We start from the raw sequence: 19,079 nt of genomic DNA on the forward strand, positions 1-19,079 counted from the left end.
TCGACGAGTTACGATATTCTCCGGGTTCGACACTATCGCTCATTGCCGCCATGACCGCCGCTCGTGAATACACCCTGGAAGTGAACAGCATCCGCCTGCATCTGAGAGAGCAGGGCGAAGGTCCGCTGGTCCTGCTCTGCCATGGCTTCCCGGAAACCTCGCGGGTATGGCGGCATCAGCTCAAGGCGTTGTCGGAGGCGGGCTTCCGGGCCGTCGCACCGGACCTTCGTGGGTATGGCGGCAGCGACTCGCCGGCGGACGTCGACGCGTTCACGACGCTCGACGTGCTGGGGGACCTGATCGCGCTTCTCGACGCGCTCGGCGAGCGTGAGGCCGTCATCGTCGGTGGGGACTGGGGCGCGACCGTCGCCTGGCAGGCGGCGCAATTGCGGCCGGACCGGTTCCGTGCCGTGGCCGCGCTCGGCGTGCCGCTGATGGCGCGCGCGCCGATGCCGCCGAGCCTGCTGTTTCCCAGGACGGAGACGGCGCTGTTCTACACGCACTACTTCTCCGAGCCCGGCGTGGCCGAGCGGGAGTTCGAACGCGACGTCGGCAAGACGCTTCGCCGGATCTATTTCGCCGCTTCCGGCGAGGCCGGGCCGCGGGACGATGCGCGCACGCCGAATCCCTTCGGCATGGTGAGCCGCGACGACGGCCTGCTGGCCGCACTGCCTGACCCCGACCAGCGGCCCGCGTGGCTGGCGGCTGCCGACCTCGCGGCGATGGTGGCGAGTTTCGAGCGCAGCGGCTTCCGGGGCGGCCTCAACTACTACCGCAACCTCGACCGGAACTGGGAGCTCCAGGCGGCGTTCGATGGACTGAAGGTCGAGGTCCCGGCGCTGCATCTGATCGGCGAGCGGGACGTGGGTCGGGTCATGCCCGGCATGGATCGGATCATCGAGGCCATGCCGGCTTTGGCGCCTCGGTTGACGGCCTCGCAGGTGATCGAGGGCGCCGGTCATTGGCTGCAGCAGGAGGCGCCGGATGCCGTCAACGCAGCGTTGATCGGCTTTCTGCGCGGGTTGTAGATCAGTCGCCGCAGGGCGAAGATCAAGAACGCCGACTTCCCGTTCCGATGCGCGTTGTCAAGGAGGAGCCGAAACTCCTCCTTCTTCATGCGCGGCACTGGTCCCCGGGCAATCTCAGCGCTTCGCCTTGCCCTTCTCGATGTCCATCTTGCTGTCCGGATCCAGCGTGCGGACCAGGTAGCGGGTGCGGGCATCGAAGGCGCCGCGGGCGATGACGACGCCGGGATTCTCGGCGTGATAGACCGCCGCCTCGAGGATCACCGGATCCTTCGACGGCGCGATCAGCCAGCCGCCCGGCTCGACCTTGGGCAGCGGCGAGCACGGGAGCGGCCCGGTGTGTTCCGCGATGCCCTTCTCGGGATACCAGATCACGCACTGGCCCTTCTTGAGCGGCAGCAGTGGCGCCGGGATGCGGTTCTTGGCCGTGACGTTGAAGTAGGAGTTGTCCTGCCCGGGCGCCGCGCGGCCCACGTCACGCTCGGGATCGGAGGCCTTGCCGATGGATTGGGCGGAGGCCCCGATGCCGCTCAGCAGGGCGGCAGTGCCGACGAGGGCGGCAGCAAGGTGGCGAAGGGACATGACGAACTCCTGTTGTGAGGGGGCCTCCTCCTGAGGCCTTCGCCGACAACAGGCAACCGGCATGCCAGCTCCTGCTGCTGCGGCCGGTCTTCGCCGGCGTCCTGCCGCATGTCTTCGCCGCGGCCCTCCTGGGGTTGTCGAACCTCGGGGGCGCTGACGCGTGCGGCTGCTCAGGCAGCGGGGTGCCCGGCGTCGAGCAGTTCCGCCATCAGGTGCTCCAGCTCGTTGAACTCCACCGGCTTCACCAGGTGGGCGTCGAAGCCCGCGGCGGCGGTGGCCTCGCGGTCGGAGCGCTGCCCCCAGCCGGTGATCGCGATCAGCGCGAGCGGCTCGGCGCCCGGTGTGGCCCTCAGCCGCCGCGCGACGTCCGTCCCCGAGAGGCCGGGCAGGCCGATGTCCAGCAGCACCACGCGCGGCTGCATGCGATCGAAGACCGCCAGCGCCTCCTCGCCGCTGAAGGCGACGGTCGCGCGGTAACCGACGCCGCGCAGCACCTCGGCGAGGGTGTTGGCGGCGTCGACGTTGTCGTCGACGACCAGGACCAGCGTCTGGCCCCGGCTCGGCGGCGTGGCCGGACGGATGCCGTCGCCCGCGCCCGCGGACCGGGTCTCGGTGGCGGTGGACCCGTCTTCCACCAGCGGCAGGCTGACCATGAAGCGGCTGCCGTGCCCGAGACCGTCGCTCGCCACGGTGATCGTGCCGTCGTGCAACTGCACCAGCTGCTTCGACACGGCCAGGCCGATACCGAGCCCGGATGGCGCCGGACCGCGCGCATCGATCCGCGTGAACAGCTCGAAGACCCGCGGCTGCATCGCCGGGGCGATGCCGACCCCGCGATCCGTCACCGTGATCTGCGCCCGACCCGAGACGACCGCGACATTCACGTCCACCTCGCCCGGCTCCCGGCTGTACTTGGCCGCGTTGTCCAGCAGGTTGCCCAGCACCTGCTGCAGCCGCGTCGGATCGCCGTCGACCGGCACCGGCGCCGAGGGCAGCGACAGCGTGACGCGATGCTTCATCTCGACGTAGAGCGGCTCGATCGCCTCGAGCGCCTGCTTCACCACCGTGCGCAGGTCGATGACCTGGCGCTTGAGCTCGACCACGTTGCGCGTGATGCGGCTCATGTCCAGCAGGTCGTCGAGCAGCCGCGCCATGTGCGCCGACTGTCGCGCGATGATGTCCGTGGCTTGCGCGCGGGCGTCGTCGGAGGACGACTGCCGCAGCATCGCCACCGCGTAGCGGATCGGTGCCATCGGGTTGCGCAGCTCATGCGCGAGCGTCGCCAGGAACGAGTCCTTGCGCTCGCTCTCGCGCCGCAGCTCCTCCTGCGCCGCCGACAGTTCGGTGACGTCGACCGTCGCGCCGATCACCCGCTGCACCTGCCCGTCGTGCGCCATGATCGGTCGCAGCGAGGTCAGCAGCTGGTAGCTCCGGCCGCCGTGCGCGGTGCGCTGCGCCAGGTTCATCGCCTGGCCCGTGACCACCGCCTCGCGGACGATGCCGGCGAACTCCGGCTCGCCGACCAGGCTGCCGACCTCCGCGCCGATCAGCGCTTCGCGCGTGAATCCCATCGGCGTGTTGAACGCCCAGGTGTAGCGGCCCTGGACGTCGCATTCCCAGGCCATCACCTTGCCGCTCTGCAGCGCGAGGTGGAAACGCTCCTCGGCCGCCTGGCTGGCGCGCAGCGCCTCCTGCTGGGTGGTGACGTCGACCGCGACGCCGTAGGCATGCACCGCGCGGCCCTTCGCGTCCAGGCTCACGTAGCCGTCGAACTGCGTCCAGACGATCTCGCCGTTGTCCGCGCGCGTGATGGGACACGCCAGGCTGAAACGGCCGCCGCTCTGCGTGGCGTAGCGGTAGCGGTCGCGGAAGCGCGCCGCGTCCTCGGGGGACATGCCGGCCAGCATGTCGTCGATGGACTTCCAGTGCTGGCCGAACAGCAGCCTGGCGCCGCCGCCGGTGGTGGCGAAGCCGGTGATCGCGTCCCAGTCCCAGGTGATCATGCGCCCCGCGGCCAGCGCGAGGTTGAGCCGCCGGCGGCTGTTGCGCTCCTTCTGCATCAGGCGGCCGGCCCAGGCCGACACCGACGCGACCAGCGAGCCCGTCAGCAGGAACAGCACGACCAGCGCCGCGTCCGCCAGCGAATTGACCGGGAAGAGCTGCCCGACGGGCTCGATCCAGAAGTACAGGATCGCCAGGCTCGCGGCGACCAGGAAGGCCAGCGAGGGCGCGAGGCCGCAGACCAGGCCCACGATCACCAGCGAGGGGAAGTAGGGCAGCAGCGGCTCGCGGCTGTTGAGCGCCGGCTGGAGGGACAGGTTGAGCCACGTCGCCGCGACGAAGACGAGCACGGCCACGGGCCAGCGCAACCAGAGCCTCTCGATGACCATTCTTGCCTGTCCTCCCTTGCACGCGCGGCCGCTCCGATCGGAGGCCCGTTCTTCGTGCGGGCTCCCCGTGGGCGGCGGAGCCTGGAGCATACCGAGGCAGGAAGGGATCCGACCGCCGCGCGTGTCCCCGACGTGTGTCGGACGATGACAGGGCGCCGCCGGGGGCGGGCGGCGGTCGGGCGGCGTTCAGCCCTGGCGTGTGCGTCGCCGCGCCAGGCCGCCGACCGCCAGCACGCCCGCGATCATCAGCGCGTAGCTCGACGGTTCGGGCACCGCGCTCGCGGTCAGGAAGCCGCGGATCTCGCCGCCCGGCGCGAACGTGGAATGCACGTTCAGATACGCATTGCCGCCGGCCAGCCCCGTCGACAAGGCCGCGAAAGCGCTCGCGATCGTGCCGCCGTTGGCGGTGATGAAGGCCGCGTTCCAGCTGCCGGCCTGCGTCAGGTCGAAGGTCTGGTCGTAGCTGCCCGAGGTCACGCCGAGGGGAAGTTCGGGAAGGTCGGCGTCGTCGTCGCCACCCCGGCGTTGCCGGCGCCCGCCGCCGCCGTGCAGCAATGGATGTGGGAGGCCGTCGTGATGCCGGTCAGCCCGGCGAAGGTGACCTGCACGCGCATCGTGAAGTCATCGTCGTTGAAGGTCACCGTCGCCAGGCCGGTGCCGGCGGAGGCGTTCGGCGGGAACTCCGCCCCGCCGCTCAGCGGCGCGGTGTACACGATGTCGTGCGCGACGGCAGGCAGGGCGAAGCTCGCGGCTGCCAGCACCGCGGCCGCCAGCGGCAGCAGATTCAAGGGTTTCATGGACGTCATGGAGGACTCCTGGGTTCGGCTCCGCAACGGGTTGCGCGGAACTCAGGCGGCGGTATACGTCGATGGCATCGGGCGTGTGCGCGTCCGGCAGCACGCCGTGGGGGATGAAGTCCCTGGCGGGGACGGGAGGCAACCGGATCGAGGAATTCCGGCACAGGGTCCGTTGTAACGGGGTGTGGACGTAAAAACGGCGCCGTGAAGGCGCCGTTGTCATCGCGGAGCGGGGCTCTCGCTCAGGTCCGGCTTCAGGCCGGCTTGACCAGCAGCGAACGCGCCCAGGCGTCCGCCTCGCGGGCCGGCGTTTGGCCGCTGACCTGGATGCGGTCCAGCAGCTCGGCGACGCGGCCGCGGATCTGGCCGACTTCCGCCATCACGGCGTTCTCTTCGCCTTCGTTGCGGAACTCGCGCGCGACGCTGATGATGCCGCCGGCGTTCACCAGGTAGTCCGGCAGGTAGGTGATGCCGCGGGCCTGCAGCGCGTCGCCGTCGGCGGCGGTGGCCAGCTGGTTGTTGGCGGCGCCGGCGATCAGCGCGGCCTGCAGCAGCGGGATGGACTGCGCGTTCAGCGTCGCGCCCAGCGCGCACGGCGCGACGACGTCGACGTCGGCCGACAGGATCTCGTTGATGCCGACGGCCTTCGCGCCGAGCTCGGTCTGCGCGCGCGCGACCTTCTCGGCGTTCACGTCGGCGACGACCAGCTTCGCGCCGGCCCGGTGCAGGTATTCCGCCAGATGCCAGCCCACCGCGCCCAGGCCCTGCAGCGCGACGCGCACGCCCTCGAGCGACTCGCGGCGCAGCACGCGCTTGACGCCTTCGTCGATGGACACGAACACGCCGTAGGCGGTCTTGGGGCTCGGATCGCCGCCGAAGGCGCCGTCGCGCGGGATGCCCGAGACGTACTGCGTCTGGGCCATCATGCCCTTCATGTCGGCCGTGGTGGTGCCGACGTCCTCGGCGGTGATGTAGGCGCCCTGCAGCGACTGCACCGCGCGACCGAAGGCCGCGAACAGCGCGGCGCGGTCGAAGTCGCCCTGCGGCTTGATGATCACGGCCTTGCCGCCGCCGAAGGGCAGGTTGGCCAGCGCGTTCTTCAGGCTCATGCCCTGCGACAGGCGCAGCGCGTCGTTCAGCGCGGCCAGCTCGTTGTCGTAGCTCCAGAAGCGGCAGCCGCCGAAGGCCGGGCCGCGCGCGGTGCTGTGCACCGCCAGGATCGCCTTGAGGCCGGTCACCGGATCGGCCGCCAGCAGCACGCGTTCGTGCGGGGCCTGGTCGGGCAGACCGAAGAGCGAGGAGGGGATGGCGTCGGTTGAGCCGGCGGCGAGCGCGCGGGCGAGGTCGGTGATGGCGTTCATGGGAACCTGCACTTGTGATGCTTGAAGAGGACCGGACCGTGGCGATCCGGCGGGGCCCGCCTCGCTTGTGGCGCGCGGGTCCCGAAGTTTAGCGTCTTGTGCTGGAGGCCGACGCTGCAGGTCGGCGCTCAGCGCCCCATGAAGGCGTCCGCGCGCAGCGTCACGACCAGCGTGTCGCGGTGACCGGCATGCGCCGGATCGATCGGCTGGATCGGCGTGGTCTCGTGGATCACGCGCTCGTCGTCCAGCAGCAGCAGTGTCCACGGCTCCATCATCGTGAAGCGCTGGCCGCGCGGGCCGTCGGCTTCGAAGACGCGGGATTCGCCCCCTTGATGCCGTGGCGCGCCAGCATGAACACCGCCACCAGGTCCACGCCGTCGCGGTGCGCGCCCTCGGGCGTCGGACGGCCGATGCCGCCGGCGGTGTCGATGCGGAACTGGTGCGCCTCGACGAACCAGGGCCGCGCGCCCTTGAGCCGGTCCGCCACCGAGGCCAGGCCCAGCAGCAGCCGCGGCCAGATCGGCAGGTCGACCGCGGCGGGAGCCATCGGCTCGAACCAGCGCTCGATGCCGCCGTGCAGCGCGTTGTAGTCCACCGGCTGCCAGTGGGCACGATGCGGCGCCAGCCGCACCGACGGATCGGCCTGAGAGTCCACGACGAAGCTGGCGTGCCGCCGGAAGCGGTAACGGCCGCCGTCGCGCAGGTAGGCGTCGGGGGCAGGTCGTTCCAGTGGGTCTGCAGCCCGCGCAGCTCACCGGCCTGGCAGTGCAGCCAGTGCGTCAGGCTCTCGGGCGCGATGACGGTGTGGCCGAGGTCCTGCAGTTGCTGTTCGAACTGCGCGGCGCTGGAGTAGGGCGGCGGGAAATGCTTCATGTCCGAAAGTATGGAACGTCGCGCCCGGGATGGCACACGTCACGCCGGGAACAAGGCCTTGCGCGGGCGTTCCGTGGATGGACGGCCCACCGCTTGTGGCTCCGGCTCAGCCGGTGTGCTTGTCGGCTTCGGAAGTGAACGCGTCGGCGTAGAACTCCTCGGCGGGCAGGCCGCAGGCCGCGACGAAGTCGCGCTGCGCGGACTCCACCATCACCGGTGCGCCGCAGGCGTAGACCTGATGCGCCGACAGGTCGGGCAGGTCCGCCATCAGGACCTGGTGGACGAAGCCGGTGCGGCCGGTCCAGCCGTCCTCGGCCTTGGGTTCGGACAGCACCGGCACGTAGCTGAACGAGGGCATCGCCGCCGCGGTGGCTTCCGCCCAGTCGTGCAGGTAGAGGTCGGCCTTGGACCGGCAGCCCCAGTACAGCGTCACCGGGCGGGTGATGCCCTGGTCCTGGATGCGCTCCAGGATCGCCTTGATCGGCGCGAAGCCCGTGCCCGAGGCGAGCAGCACGATCGGCTTGTCGCTGTCCTCGCGCAGGAAGAAGCTGCCGAACGGGCCTTCCATGCGCAGGATGTCCTTTTCCTTCAGCGCGCCGAAGACGTGGTCGGTGAACTTGCCGCCGGGCATGTGGCGGATGTGCAGCTCGATCGCCGGCGGCGTGCCGAGGCGGCTCGGCGCGTTGGCCATCGAGTAGCTGCGCCGCGCGCCGTCGCGCAGGATGAATTCGACGTACTGGCCGGCGCGGTACTGCAGGTTCTGGTTGGCCGGCAATTGCAGCTTGATCACGGCGACGTCGCCGGCCGGCTTCTCGACGGTGATCACGCGGCTGGGCAGCTTGAGCACCGGGTACTCGCCGGCACCGGGCACGGTGCGGGCCTCGACGGTGCAATCCGTCTGCGGCTTCGCGCAGCAGGTGAGGATGAAGCCGGCCGCTTCATCCTCGGGAGGCAGCGCCTTGGTCTGATGCTCGCCGTGCACGACCTGACCCTCCATCAGCTTGCTCTTGCAGGAACCGCAAGCGCCGTCCTTGCAGCCGTAAGGCAAGCCGATGCCCTGGCGGATGGCGGCGGCCAGCACGGTTTCGTCGTCGTCGACGGTGAAGTTGCGGCCGGCGGGCAGGACGGTGACCTGGAAGCTCATGGTGGGGAGGTGACTAAACTAACCCGCCATTTTGCCCCAGCCTCGCTCAGTCCCCCATGCCCGGTGCCAATCCTGCCTCGCCTTCCGTCAACCGCCGTCGCCGTCGCGGTCGTCTGCTGATCGTCGGCTGCGGCGATGTGGGCATGCGCGTGCTGCGGCAGCTGGCCGGGCGGTGGACGGTCTTCGCCCTGACCAGCAGCGCGGCACGTGTCGATGAACTGCGGGCGGCCGGGGCGATCCCGCTGATCGGGAACCTGGACGACGCCGGGACGCTCGGGCGCTTGGCGGGACTCGCGGACCGCGTGCTGCACCTGGCGCCGCCGGCGGCGCAGGGACGCTCCGACGAACGCACCCGCCGCCTGCTGCAGGCGCTGTCGCGCTCGGCGGTACCGGCGCAGCTGGTCTATGCGAGCACCAGCGGCGTCTACGGCGACTGCGGCGGCGTGCGCATCGACGAGACGCGGGCGACGAACCCGTCCAACGACCGCGCCTGGCGGCGGGTCGACGCCGAGGATCAACTGCGCCAGTGGGGTCGCGTGACCGGCGCACGGGTGACGATCCTGCGCGTGCCCGGCATCTACGCGTTCGACCGCGAGGGCGGACATCCGCGCGAACGGCTGGGCAAGGGGCTGCCGGTGCTGACGCGCGAGGATGACGTCTACACGAACCACATCCAGGCCGACGATCTGGCCCGGGCTTGCCTGCTGGCGCTGACGCGCGGACCGACGCAGCGGATCCTGCATGCCAGCGACGACAGCGAACTGCTGATGGGCGACTACTTCGAGCTGGCCGCGTCCCTGTGCGGCCTGCCGCCGCCGGCGCGCGTCGCGCGGTCCGAGGCGCCCGGCGTGTTCTCGCCGATGCAGATGAGTTTCATGAACGAATCGCGCCGGATGGACAACCGGCGCCTCAAGCGGGAGCTGCGGCTGCGGCTGCGCTACCCGACGCCGCGCGAGGGGTTGCTCGCCGTCGAGGGCTGATGCAGAGGGCCGGATCGGACGGCTGAAGGGCTGGGGCGCTGGAGCGCGGGCCCGATCAGCGCCGGCGGCTGCCGCGCCAGTAGTTGATCATCAGCCAGGCGCCGAGCATGCCGCCCAGGTGGGCGAAGTGGGCGATGCCGCTGCCGCCGCTGATGCCCAGGAACAGCTCGATCGCGCCGAAGATGGCGACGAAGTACTTGGCCTTCATCGGGATCGGCGGGAACAGCGGCATGATGATCCGGTCCGGGAAGCGCAGCCCGTAGGACAGCAGCAGTCCGAACAGTGCCCCGGAGGCGCCGACGGTGGGCGCGAACGACCCCATCAGCAGCGTGAACACCAGTTGTGCCGCCGCGGCGGTCAGCGCGCTGGCCACCAGCAGTAGCGCGTAGCGCTTGCCGCCCCAGATGGTCTCCAGCTCGGAGCCGAACATCCAGAGCCCGAACATGTTGAAGAACAGGTGCGCGAAGCTGCCATGCAGGAAGGCGTAGCTGATCGGCTGCCAGAACTCGAATCTGCCGGAGTTCAACGGCCATAGCGCCATCAGGAAGTTCATCTCGCCGAAGGGCGCGTAGACGAACGGGAGACAGAACAGGCCCACGCAGATCAGCATGAAGGCCTTGGTCACCGGAGGAATGAAGGGCATGAGTCGGGCGTCTTCAGAAGGCGCCGCGGGCGGCGCGTTGGGAAGGCGCAATGGACCTGGTGGTCAAGCCAATGCGTCCGGACGAGTGTAGCCGTGCCGTGCGCGGGCCCCGGATCGGCCCGCGCACGGCGTCGCATCGGCTTTTGCGTCAGTGCGCCTTGGCCAGCGTGAACGTCGAGTTGGCGTTCGGATTGCCGTGGGCCGCCGTCAACACCGCGGCGGGGGCGTTGAAGCTCGCCATCGCCTGCACCAGCGGCGCCGCGCTGCTCGTCGACGGGGTGGTCGGCGTGAGATACCCGGCGTGTTTCGCATTGGCACGCGTCAGCGCGAGGTCGTGGTGCGCCGCATCGAGGCCCTGGAGCGCCGCCTTCTTCATCTGGTTGATGCCGGCGGCCGGGATGGCGGCGAAGGCCGCGGCGGGCAGGGCGTTGAGCTGATCGGCCGACATCCAGCGCCAGGAGATGGCGATGGCGGACACCTGCGAGGCGGTCATGCCGGAGAAGGCTTTTGCGGACAACCAGTCCGGGTGGTCCATCGCCGCGATCTGCCGGGGCGTCATCGCGTGGATCGTTGCGGCGGAGAGGCCCTTTTCGGCCGTCGACCGCTCGATGTCCTTGATGGCCTGGTCAGGCAGTGCGGAGATGGCCTGCGGCGTCATCGCGTTGATCTGGTCGGCGGACATCCATCCCCAGGAAATGGAGACGGCCGACACCTGCGAGGCGGTCATGCCGGAGAAGGCCTTTGTGGACAGCCAGTCCGGATGATCCATGGCGGCGATCTGCTGCGGCGTCACCGCGGCGATGGCGGAGGCGGAGAGGCCCTTTTCAGCGGCCGACCATTCGATGTCCTGGATGGCCTGGACCGGCAGTGCGGCAATGGCTTGAGGCGTCATCGCGTTGATCTGGTCGGCCGACATCGCGCCCCACGAGCCGGCGATGGCGGGGACCTGCGCCGCGTTCAGCGCGCCGAAGGCGGCGACGGACAGTTGCTCCGGATACGGGATCGCCGCGATCTGCCGAGGGCTGAGCGCGGCCACGGTGGCGGCGCTCAGGCCCTGGATCGTCGAGGCGGGGAGCTTCTGCAGATCCGCCGGCGCCACGGCGGCCAGGGCCTTCGGCGACAGCGCATTGACGTCCGACGCGGTGATCGTGCTCCAGTCCATCATCGGCTTGACGGGCGTCGGATCGAGGATCGCCGCATGCGCGGCGTCGGCAAGCTTCAGGGCCAGGTCGTGATGGGCCTTGTCCAGCCCCTGGAGCGCCTCCTTCGACATCTGGTTGATGCCCGCGGCGGTGATGGCGCCGAAGGCGTCCGGCGTCATGGCGTTGAGTTGACCGGCCGACATCTGTCCCCAGGCGGCGGTGATGGCGGGTACCTGCGCGGCGGTCAGCGCGCCGAAGGCGGCGACGGACAGTTGCTCGGGATGCGGGAGCGCGGCGATCTGCTGCGGGCTGAACGCGGCCACGGTGGCGGCGCTCAGCCCCTGGATCGTCGACGCGGGGAGCTTCTGCAGGTCGGCCGGGGCGATGGCGGCCAGCGCCTGCGCCGACAGCGCGTTCATGCCGGCCGCGGTGACCGTCGTCCAGTCGGTCGCGATGGCGGGGGCCGTCCTGATGTAGCCGGCATGCGTGGCGTCGGCGGATCGCAGCGCGATGTCGCGATGGATCGCATCCAGCCCCTGGAGGGAGGCTTTGGTCATCTGGTTGATGCCCGCAGCGGGAATGGCGCCGAACGCTTCCGGAGACAGGGCGTTGAGTTGCGCAGCCGACATCCAGTACCACGAGACGGCGATGGACGGAACCTGCGCCGCCGTCAGTCCGCCGAACGCGGCGACGGACAGCTTGTCTGGGTGGGCGAACGCGGCCACCAGCTGCGGCGTCATCGCGTGGATGGTCGAGGCGGAGAGACCCTGGAAGGCGGCCGAGGACATGTTCTGCACGGCCTTCACCGGCAGGGCGGCGACCGCCTGCGGCGACAGCGCGTTGAACCAGTCGGCGGACTGGTAGCTCCAGGACGTAGTCAGGACGGGGATCTGGGCGGCCGTGAGGCCGGCCGCGCCGGCCGGGCTCAGCCAGTCCGGATGCGCGATCGCGGCGATCTGCTGCGTCGTCATCGCACCGACCGCGGCGGCGCCGAGTCCCTGGAGGACGGCCTGCGGCAGGGTCCCGATGCTCGCGACGGGCAGGGCGGCGATGGCCGCGGCCGACAGGCCGTTGTACCAGTCCGCGCTGAGGACCTTCGTCTGCGCGGTGAGCAGTCCGGCGACCGCGGACGCGGACAACTGCTCGAGATGTGGCAGCGCCAGCAGCTGCTGCGAGCTCATGATCTGCAGGGTCGCCGCGCTCAGACCGTTGACGGTCGAGCCGCACAGTTGCTTCAACGCCGTCGGCGAGATGGCCGCGATCATGGCCGCCGACTGGCTGTTGATCCAGTCCGCACCCACCGTGGACCAGTCGGTGGCGGCGAAGTGCGCGGCGGCGCTGCCGTATTCGATCGGCGATTCCATCACGACGAACTCACCGTTGCCGCTGATGGCGTCGAGTTCTTCCGGCGAGATCTCGAAGACGTAGTTCGATCCCCAGGGGTTCCGGAAGATGTACTTGTGATTGACCTCGTCGATGCCGGTGATCGCGAAGGCGTGTCCGCTCACCATCTGCGTCGAGCCGTCCGCACCCTTGGAAGATTTGCCGTAGGACGCATAGGTCACGATGCCCGAACCGTCCTCGAGCGCGGCCTTGACCGCATCCCATCCCGACGTGCCGGAGGAGAAGCTCCTGCTGCTGCCGCCGGTCAGCGTCTTCATGGCCCAGGCCGAGATGCCGCCGTCGAGCTGCCCGATGTCGTTGTTCCAGTTCTTGTAGCCGTCGCCCTGCAGCAGCCCGCTGGCGCTGGCTTCCACGAACGCGTCCTCGATCAGCCGCGCCCAGCCGCCGGCGGCCGTGCTCGCGCCGTAGTTGGCCACCTTGCCGTCGACGGTGACGAAGACCGGCTTGTCGGCGCTGCCGTCGTAGAACTTGACGGCATAGGTGCCGTTGCCATTCGAACTGATCAGGCCGTTGAGCCGCTCCGGTGCGGTGGCGGCCAGGGCCTCCAGCGAGGAGATCAGCCAGCAGTCGCCGAGCTGGCCCTGCGCCACGCCGACCGCGGCCTGCTGGACGGAGCCGTTGAACAGCGGACTGTCGGTCACATCCGCGTATCCCTTGGCGGTCGGGTTGTTGGTGCCCAGGAACCACTTGCAGACGGCCTGGTTGAAGGCGTCCGCGCTCATGTTCACCTGCACGCCCATGTTGCCCATCAGGGACGACACATAGGTCTGATTGCCCGCGGCGCCCTTGGCCGAGGCGAGCGTGTTGTTGAAGGCGTCGAACTGGGCGGCGCTCAGACCGTCGGAGCCGATGTTCGAGCACATCAGCTGCAGGTTCGCCAGCACGCTGTCGTAGTTGACCGACGCGTCCTTGGAGGCCATGTCGATGTAGCCGGCGTGCATTTCATCCGCGCCCCTGAGCGCGATGGCCCGTCGCGTGGCGTCCAGGCCTTGCAGCGCGGCCAGGGACATCTGGTTGATGCCCGCGGCGGGGATCGCGGCGAAGGCCTCGGGCGACAGCGCGTTGAGCCATCGGGCGCTGGTGGAATCCCAATCGGTGGTCGTCTGCACCTGGTCCGGACGCAGCTTGGCGACCGCCGACAGCGGGATCCAGTCGTTGTCCGCGATGGCGGCGAACTGGGCCGCCGTCAGGGCCTGGAAGTCCGCGTCGGACAGGCCGCGGATGACCGATGCGCCGAGCGATCCGATCGCTGCGGCGGGCACGGCGGAGAACGCGCTGGTCGACAAGCCGTTCATCCAGGCCGACGACATCTTGCTCCACGCCGCCGGAGCGATCGCGGACACCTGCTGCGCGGTGAGTCCGCCGACTGCGGCAGGGGTCAGCCATTCCGGATGCTTCAGGGACGTGATCTGCGCCGCGGACATCGCGGCGATCTGGCCGCTCGTCAGGTATTGATAGTGCGTCTGGTCGAGCGACGCGAGCGACGTGGTCGGCATCTGCTGGATCTGCTCGGCGGTCAATGCGGCGAAGTCGGCTTGACTCAGGGCGTTGGGCTTCGTGAGGTTGGTCATGGTGGATGGCGTAGGGGAGGAAGTCGTTCCAGGCGGAACGCGTCAGGAGCGTGGCCTCGGAGCTCCGGCCACTTGGAGAGGGGGATAGGAAGTCCCGCGGGCCGGTCAGCGCTCCCGCAGGCTCTCGCGCTGGTGCTGGATCAGCGGCGACAGCAGGTAGTCGATGACGCGTCGCGTGCCGGTGCGGATGTCCACCGTCCCGGACATGCCGGGGCCGATCGGCATGCGTCGGCCTTCGACGTCGAGGGCGGTCTGATCGAGCGTCACCGTCACGGCGTAGATCGGCCCGCGTTTCTCGTCCTGCACGGCGTCGCGCGAGACATGGTCGACGCGACCGCGGACCGTGCCGTAGCGGGTGTAGTCGAAGGCGTCGATCTTCACGGCGACTTCCTGGCCTTCGCGCACGAAGCCGACATCGCGGTTCTCGATGAAGGCCTCGAACTGCACCCGGCTGTTCAGGGGCACGATCTGCATCAGCGGCTGCGCCGCCGGAATCGCCGCGCCGACCGTATGCGTCGTCAACTGCTGGACGGTGCCGTCCACCGGCGAGCGCAGCTGCAGCAGCGATTGACGCGCCGCGGCCTTGACCACGTCCTGGCGCGACGCCTGCGCGACGCGGGCGGCTTCGGCCAGGCGGTCGTCCGCCTGCTTGCGGGTGGTGGCGGTCAGCTCGCGCAGCTGGCTGCGGGCCTGGGAGAGCTGGCCTTCCAGTTCGATGCGGGTCATCTTCCGCTGCAGGAAGGCGTCCTGCGCCACGTCCCGCGTCCGCGCCAGTTCCGCGTATTCGCGTTCCCGGTCGATCGCGATCGGCAGTGCGCCCGTGAACCGCGCAATGTCCGTCGTCAGGTGATCGCGGCGGGCGGCGTAGTCGTTCCACGCGCTGGACAGGGACTGTTCGGCTTCCTGCCGGCGTTGCGCGGACAACTCGGCCAGCACGGGCAGGCGCGGGGCGCGGCCCGTGTTCAGCGCGTCGATCAGCACGGTCTGGACGGCCACCTGCACGGCCGCGGCCTGGCGCTCGCCTTCGGCCTTGTCCAGCTCGCTGTCGACCTCCCGGTTGTCCAGCTCGATCAGCAGCTGTCCGGCGCGCACCTGCTGGTGCTCCGTCACGTGCAGCACCCGCACGCTGGCGACCTGCGTGGAGGAGATCGTCTTGCTCTCGCCGTTGACGGTGACCTTGCCCTGGCCGACGGTCACGATGTCGACGCGGCTGAGGAAGGACCACGCCAGCGCCGACACGACGATCAGCATCAGGATGCGGGCCACCCAGCGCCCGGCCGGCGACACCGGGCTGGCCTGCAATGCGAGTGCGGCGGGCAGGAACTCGGCCTCGCGGGCCGTCCGGCGCGGGGTCTTGTCGGCGGCCTCGTGGCGCCACGCTTCCCGGACGACGGTGACGTAGCGGCCGATCAGGTCGGCGGCGGCCTCGAGTCGATGGAGCGCGCTCATGCCGTCACCTCGCGGGCGCCGTGCTGCAGCGCATTCAGATGGGTGTAGATGCCCTTCGGGTCCGCCAGCAGTTCCTGGTGGGTGCCGAACTCGGCGATCTCGCCGCGCTCCATGACCACGATGCGGTCGGCGTCCCGGACCGCCGAGAGGCGGTGGGCAATGATCAGGACGGTGCGGCCCTCGCAGATGGCGCGCATGTTGTCCTGGATGATCTTCTCGGACTCGTAGTCCAGCGCGCTGGTGGCCTCGTCGAAGATCAGCACGCGCGGATTGCCGATGAGCGCGCGGGCGATCGCGATGCGTTGACGCTGTCCGCCGGACAGGCCGGTGCCGTGCTCGCCGACCATCGTGTCGTAGCCGTCGGACAGCGCGCAGATGAAATCGTGGGCGCCCGCCAGCTTCGCGGCGCGGATGACCGCCTCGATGGGCAGCGTGGGATCGATCAGGGCGATGTTCTCGCGGATCGACCGGTTGAAGAGCACGTTGTCCTGCAGCACGACGCCGACCTGACGTCGCAGCGAGGCGGTGTCGACGACGGAGATGTCCTGGCCGTCGATCAGCACGCGGCCGCGGTTGGGCACGTACAGCCGTTGGACCAGCCGGGTCAGGGTGCTCTTGCCCGAGCCGGAACGACCGACGATGCCGATCACCTGGCCCGGCTCGACCTTGAGGCTGACGCCGCGCAGCACGTCCGCCGCGTCGGGCTTGTAGCGGAAGGCGACGCTGTCGAACTCGATGGCGCCCTGCAACCGAGGGAGGCGGGTCTTGGCGCCGGCGATCTCCGGCTGTGCGTTCAGCACGTCGCCCAGGCGGGCCACCGAGATGCCGACCTGCTGGAAATCGTTCCAGAGCTGGGCCAGCCGCAGGATCGGGCTGGAGACCTGGCCCGCGAGCATGTTGAAGGCGACCAGTTCGCCCACGCTCAGCTTGCGGTCGATGACCAGCATCGCGCCAGCCCACATGATGGCCGCGCTCACCAGCTTGCTGATCAGCGTGACGCCGCTGCTGGCGATCGTGGCGACGTTGTTGACGGACTGTCCCGCGGTGACGTAGCCGGCCAGCTGCTGTTCCCACTTCTGGATCCAGCGCGGCTCCACGGCCATGGCCTTCACCGTGTCGATGCCGCTGATCGTCTCGACCAGGAAGGACTGGTTCTCCGAGCCCTTGTTGAACTTGACGTCCAGCCGCGCGCGCATCACCGGCGTGACGGCCACGGACAGGACGAGGTACAGCGGGATCGACAGCGCGACGATCAGTGTCAGGGTCGGGCTGTACCACAGCATCACGCCGAAGAAGATCACCGAGAACAGCAGGTCCAGCACCAGGGTCAGCGCGTTGCCGGTGAGGAAGGAGCGGATGTTCTCCAGCTCCCGGATGCGGGCCACCGAGTCCCCCACGCGCCGAGCCTGGAAGTAGGCCAGCGGCAGCGCGACGAGGTGACGGAACAGTCGCGCGCCCAGTTCGACGTCGAGCTTGTTGCTGGTGTGCGAGAAGACCCAGGACCGGATGCCGGTGAGCACCACCTCGAAGACCGTGGCGGCGATCAGGCCGACGGCCACGACGTCCAGCGTGCGCATCGCGTGGTTGACCAGGACCTTGTCCATGACGACCTGGAAGAACATCGGCGTGATCAGGCCGATGAGCTGGATCACCAGCGAGATCGCCAGGATCTCGGTCAGGATGCGGCGGTAGCGGACGATGGCCGGGATGAACCAGGTGAAGTCGAACTTCGCCATGTCGCCCGCGAAGCTCGCCTTGCTGGCGAAATAGATCAGCGTGCCGGTCCAGCGGGCGAGGAATTCCTCGACCGAGAGGATCCTCGGCGCCTGGCCGGGATACTGGATCAGCAGTTGCGGCGGCTGCCCTTCCTGCTGGCGGTATTGCGCGACGACCAGGTAATCGCCGGTGCGCTTGTCCTTGGCGATCGCGGGCAGCGGTGCCTGCTGCAGGCGTTCCGGGGCCTGGCGCACCGCCTTGGCCTTCAGGCCCAGCGACTGGGCGGCCAGGAGCAGCGTCTGGCGGTTGAACGGGTCGTTCCCGAATCGATGGCGCAACTGGGCCTCGTCGGCCGCGACGCCGTGCAGCGAGGCGATCGCCAGCAGACAGTGAAGGCCGGTGTCGGGCTTGGGAACGTCGGGAGCGATGTCCGTGATCGTCGTGTCCATGGGGGTCTCGTGGCAGCCGATCGTCGTGACGACCGGTCGGGAGTGAGGGGCGCCGCGGGCCGGATCGGTCCCCGCGGCGAAATGCGGCGAAAGGCGGCGTCAGTGCGCCTTGACGAGCGTGAACGGCGAGTTGGCGCTGGAGGTGGCGTGGGCCGTGGTCGCGACCGCCGGCGGCACGTTGAAACTCGCCATGGCCTGGACCAGCGGCGCGGCGCTGCTCGTCACGGCCGGCGCCGGTGTGAGGTACCCCGCGTGCGTCGCGTCGGCACGTTTCAGCGCGAGGTCGTGGTGCGCCGCATCGAGCCCCTGGAGAGACGCCTTCGTCATCTGGTTGATGCCGGCGGCGGGGATGGCGGCGAAGGCGGCGGCGGACAGGGCATTGAGCTGATCGGCCGACATCCAGCGCCACGAGATGGCGATGGCCGGCGTCTGCGCGGCGGAGAGCGCGCCGAAGGCGGCCGGAGCGAGCCAATCGGGGTGGGCCATGGCCGCGACCTGTTGCGTCGTCATGGCCCGGACGACCGAGGCCGAGAGGCCGGCGTAGGCCGCCTTGGACATCTGCTTGATGCCCTGGAGCGGCACCGCGGCGAGCGCGTCGGCGGGCAGGGCGTTGAACTGCGCGGCGGACATCCAGCCCCACGAGATGGCGATGGCGGGCACCTGCGCCGCGGTCAACCCGCCGAATGCGTCGGCGGACAGCCAGTCGGGGTGCTCCATGGCGGCGATCTGCTGCGTCGTCATGGCGTGCAGGGTCGAGGCGGACAGGCCCTTTTCAGCCGCCGACCATTCGATGTCCTTGATCCCCTGAGCCGGCAGCGCGGCGATGGCCTGGGGCGACATCGCGTTGATCTGCGCGGCCGACATCTGGGACCACGACACGGAGATGGCCGGGACTTGCGCCACGGTCAGACCGCCGAAGGCGGCGACGGACAAATGCTCCGGGTGCGGTAGCGCCGCGACCTGCTGCGGGGTCAGCGCGGCCACGGTGGCGGCGCTCAGGCCTTGGATCGTCGATGCTGACAGTTTCTGCAAGTCGGCCGGAGCGATGGCGGCCAGCGCCTGCGGCGACAGCGCGTTCATGCCGGCCGCGGTGACCGTGGTCCATTCCGTGGTCGCGGGGAGGGCGGGCGGATTGAGGATGGCCGCGTGTGCGGCATCGGCGAGCTTCAGGGCCAGGTCGTGATGCGCCTGGTCCAGGCCCAGCAAGGCGTCCTTGGTCATCTGGTTGATGCCGGAGGCCGCGATGGCGGCGAAGGCCTGGGGAGACAGGGCGTTGAGCTGGTCAGCCGACATCAGCGCCCACGATGCGGCGATGGACGGGACCTGCGCGGAGGTCAGCGCGCCGAAGGCTGCGACGGAGAGTTGCTCGGGATGCGGCAGCGCGGCGATCTGTTGCGGACTGAGCGCGGCCACGGTGGCGGCGCTCAAGCCCTGGACCGTCGTCGTGGAGAGCTTCTGCAGGTCGGCCGCGGCGATGGCGGCCAACGCCTGCGTGGACAGTGCGTTCATACCTGCGGCGGTGACCTGGGTCCAGTCCGTCGCCGCGGCTGGCG

Annotated in this window: 13 protein-coding genes and 1 pseudogene; 2 read left to right on the forward strand and 12 right to left on the reverse strand. The window is 69.8% G+C overall.

The features are described from left to right. The first annotated feature begins 50 nt into the window (after positions 1-50). On the forward strand, positions 51-1,028 hold the full coding sequence (locus ACQ86G_RS17505; protein ID WP_431261436.1) for an alpha/beta fold hydrolase: 978 nt from the start codon (positions 51-53) through the stop codon (positions 1,026-1,028). Between the two features lie 114 nt (positions 1,029-1,142). Here ACQ86G_RS17505 and ACQ86G_RS17510 read toward each other — a convergent pair whose 3' ends face one another. The 7 genes and pseudogenes from ACQ86G_RS17510 to ACQ86G_RS17540 all read right to left on the reverse strand — a co-directional run bounded on the left by ACQ86G_RS17510 (position 1,143) and on the right by ACQ86G_RS17540 (position 8,172). Then, positions 1,143-1,607: a hypothetical protein gene (locus ACQ86G_RS17510; RefSeq protein ID WP_431256522.1), complete on the reverse strand. Its 465-nt coding sequence runs from the start codon at positions 1,605-1,607 to the stop codon at positions 1,143-1,145. Between the two features lie 170 nt (positions 1,608-1,777). After that, the gene (locus ACQ86G_RS17515; protein WP_431256523.1) at positions 1,778-3,997 is read right to left on the reverse strand and encodes a hybrid sensor histidine kinase/response regulator; all 2,220 of its coding nucleotides are present in this window, start codon (positions 3,995-3,997) and stop codon (positions 1,778-1,780) included. A 186-nt stretch (positions 3,998-4,183) separates the two neighbouring features. After that, complete coding sequence (locus ACQ86G_RS17520; protein ID WP_431256524.1) at positions 4,184-4,474, reverse strand: CHRD domain-containing protein; 291 nt, start codon at positions 4,472-4,474, stop codon at positions 4,184-4,186. Next, complete coding sequence (locus tag ACQ86G_RS17525) at positions 4,471-4,803, reverse strand: CHRD domain-containing protein (RefSeq protein ID WP_431256525.1); 333 nt, start codon at positions 4,801-4,803, stop codon at positions 4,471-4,473. Before ACQ86G_RS17525 ends, ACQ86G_RS17520 begins: the two co-directional genes overlap by 4 nt. A gap of 245 nt (positions 4,804-5,048) precedes the next feature. Then, positions 5,049-6,155: a Glu/Leu/Phe/Val family dehydrogenase gene (locus ACQ86G_RS17530; RefSeq protein WP_431256526.1), complete on the reverse strand. Its 1,107-nt coding sequence runs from the start codon at positions 6,153-6,155 to the stop codon at positions 5,049-5,051. A gap of 128 nt (positions 6,156-6,283) precedes the next feature. Further along, positions 6,284-7,028 (reverse strand): annotated as a pseudogene (locus ACQ86G_RS17535) (2OG-Fe dioxygenase family protein). Between the two features lie 106 nt (positions 7,029-7,134). Then, positions 7,135-8,172, reverse strand: coding sequence for a CDP-6-deoxy-delta-3,4-glucoseen reductase (locus ACQ86G_RS17540; RefSeq protein WP_431256527.1), 1,038 nt, complete (start codon positions 8,170-8,172; stop codon positions 7,135-7,137). A 56-nt stretch (positions 8,173-8,228) separates the two neighbouring features. On the opposite strand from ACQ86G_RS17540, the gene ACQ86G_RS17545 reads away from it, so the two are divergent. Continuing rightward, positions 8,229-9,152: an SDR family oxidoreductase gene (locus ACQ86G_RS17545; protein ID WP_431256528.1), complete on the forward strand. Its 924-nt coding sequence runs from the start codon at positions 8,229-8,231 to the stop codon at positions 9,150-9,152. Positions 9,153-9,207: 55 nt separating this feature from the next. Here the strand turns inward: ACQ86G_RS17545 and ACQ86G_RS17550 are convergent, their stop codons facing one another. The 5 genes from ACQ86G_RS17550 to ACQ86G_RS17570 all read right to left on the reverse strand — a co-directional run bounded on the left by ACQ86G_RS17550 (position 9,208) and on the right by ACQ86G_RS17570 (position 19,035). Then, positions 9,208-9,795 carry a rhomboid family intramembrane serine protease gene (locus ACQ86G_RS17550; protein ID WP_431256529.1) on the reverse strand — a complete coding sequence of 196 codons (588 nt, stop codon included), beginning with the start codon at positions 9,793-9,795 and terminating at the stop codon, positions 9,208-9,210. Positions 9,796-9,943: 148 nt separating this feature from the next. Continuing rightward, positions 9,944-13,912, reverse strand: a complete 3,969-nt coding sequence (locus ACQ86G_RS17555; RefSeq protein WP_431256530.1) for a C2 family cysteine protease — start codon at positions 13,910-13,912, stop codon at positions 9,944-9,946. Positions 13,913-14,017: 105 nt separating this feature from the next. Then, on the reverse strand, positions 14,018-15,361 hold the full coding sequence (locus ACQ86G_RS17560) for an HlyD family type I secretion periplasmic adaptor subunit (RefSeq protein WP_431256531.1): 1,344 nt from the start codon (positions 15,359-15,361) through the stop codon (positions 14,018-14,020). Continuing rightward, the gene (locus ACQ86G_RS17565; protein ID WP_431256532.1) at positions 15,358-17,526 is read right to left on the reverse strand and encodes a type I secretion system permease/ATPase; all 2,169 of its coding nucleotides are present in this window, start codon (positions 17,524-17,526) and stop codon (positions 15,358-15,360) included. Before ACQ86G_RS17565 ends, ACQ86G_RS17560 begins: the two co-directional genes overlap by 4 nt. A gap of 99 nt (positions 17,527-17,625) precedes the next feature. Next, positions 17,626-19,035 (reverse strand): hypothetical protein, encoded by a 1,410-nt coding sequence (locus ACQ86G_RS17570; protein WP_431256533.1) that lies wholly within the window; start codon positions 19,033-19,035, stop codon positions 17,626-17,628. Between the last annotated feature and the right edge of the window lie 44 nt (positions 19,036-19,079).

The organism is Roseateles chitinivorans (assembly GCF_050632145.1).
GTDB classification, from domain to species: domain Bacteria; phylum Pseudomonadota; class Gammaproteobacteria; order Burkholderiales; family Burkholderiaceae_C; genus Roseateles; species Roseateles chitinivorans_B.

Bases quoted from the DNA above. Each gene is read 5' to 3' on its own strand.
- ACQ86G_RS17505 (WP_431261436.1), top strand. From the start codon at position 51: ATGACCGCCGCTCGTGAATACACCCTGGAAGTGAACAGCATCCGCCTG.
- ACQ86G_RS17510 (WP_431256522.1), bottom strand. From the start codon at position 1,607: ATGTCCCTTCGCCACCTTGCTGCCGCCCTCGTCGGCACTGCCGCCCTG.
- ACQ86G_RS17515 (WP_431256523.1), bottom strand. From the start codon at position 3,997: ATGGTCATCGAGAGGCTCTGGTTGCGCTGGCCCGTGGCCGTGCTCGTC.
- ACQ86G_RS17525 (WP_431256525.1), bottom strand. From the start codon at position 4,803: ATGACGTCCATGAAACCCTTGAATCTGCTGCCGCTGGCGGCCGCGGTG.
- ACQ86G_RS17530 (WP_431256526.1), bottom strand. From the start codon at position 6,155: ATGAACGCCATCACCGACCTCGCCCGCGCGCTCGCCGCCGGCTCAACC.
- ACQ86G_RS17540 (WP_431256527.1), bottom strand. From the start codon at position 8,172: ATGAGCTTCCAGGTCACCGTCCTGCCCGCCGGCCGCAACTTCACCGTC.
- ACQ86G_RS17545 (WP_431256528.1), top strand. From the start codon at position 8,229: ATGCCCGGTGCCAATCCTGCCTCGCCTTCCGTCAACCGCCGTCGCCGT.
- ACQ86G_RS17550 (WP_431256529.1), bottom strand. From the start codon at position 9,795: ATGCCCTTCATTCCTCCGGTGACCAAGGCCTTCATGCTGATCTGCGTG.
- ACQ86G_RS17555 (WP_431256530.1), bottom strand. From the start codon at position 13,912: ATGACCAACCTCACGAAGCCCAACGCCCTGAGTCAAGCCGACTTCGCC.
- ACQ86G_RS17560 (WP_431256531.1), bottom strand. From the start codon at position 15,361: ATGAGCGCGCTCCATCGACTCGAGGCCGCCGCCGACCTGATCGGCCGC.
- ACQ86G_RS17565 (WP_431256532.1), bottom strand. From the start codon at position 17,526: ATGGACACGACGATCACGGACATCGCTCCCGACGTTCCCAAGCCCGAC.
- ACQ86G_RS17570 (WP_431256533.1), bottom strand. From the start codon at position 19,035: ATGAACGCACTGTCCACGCAGGCGTTGGCCGCCATCGCCGCGGCCGAC.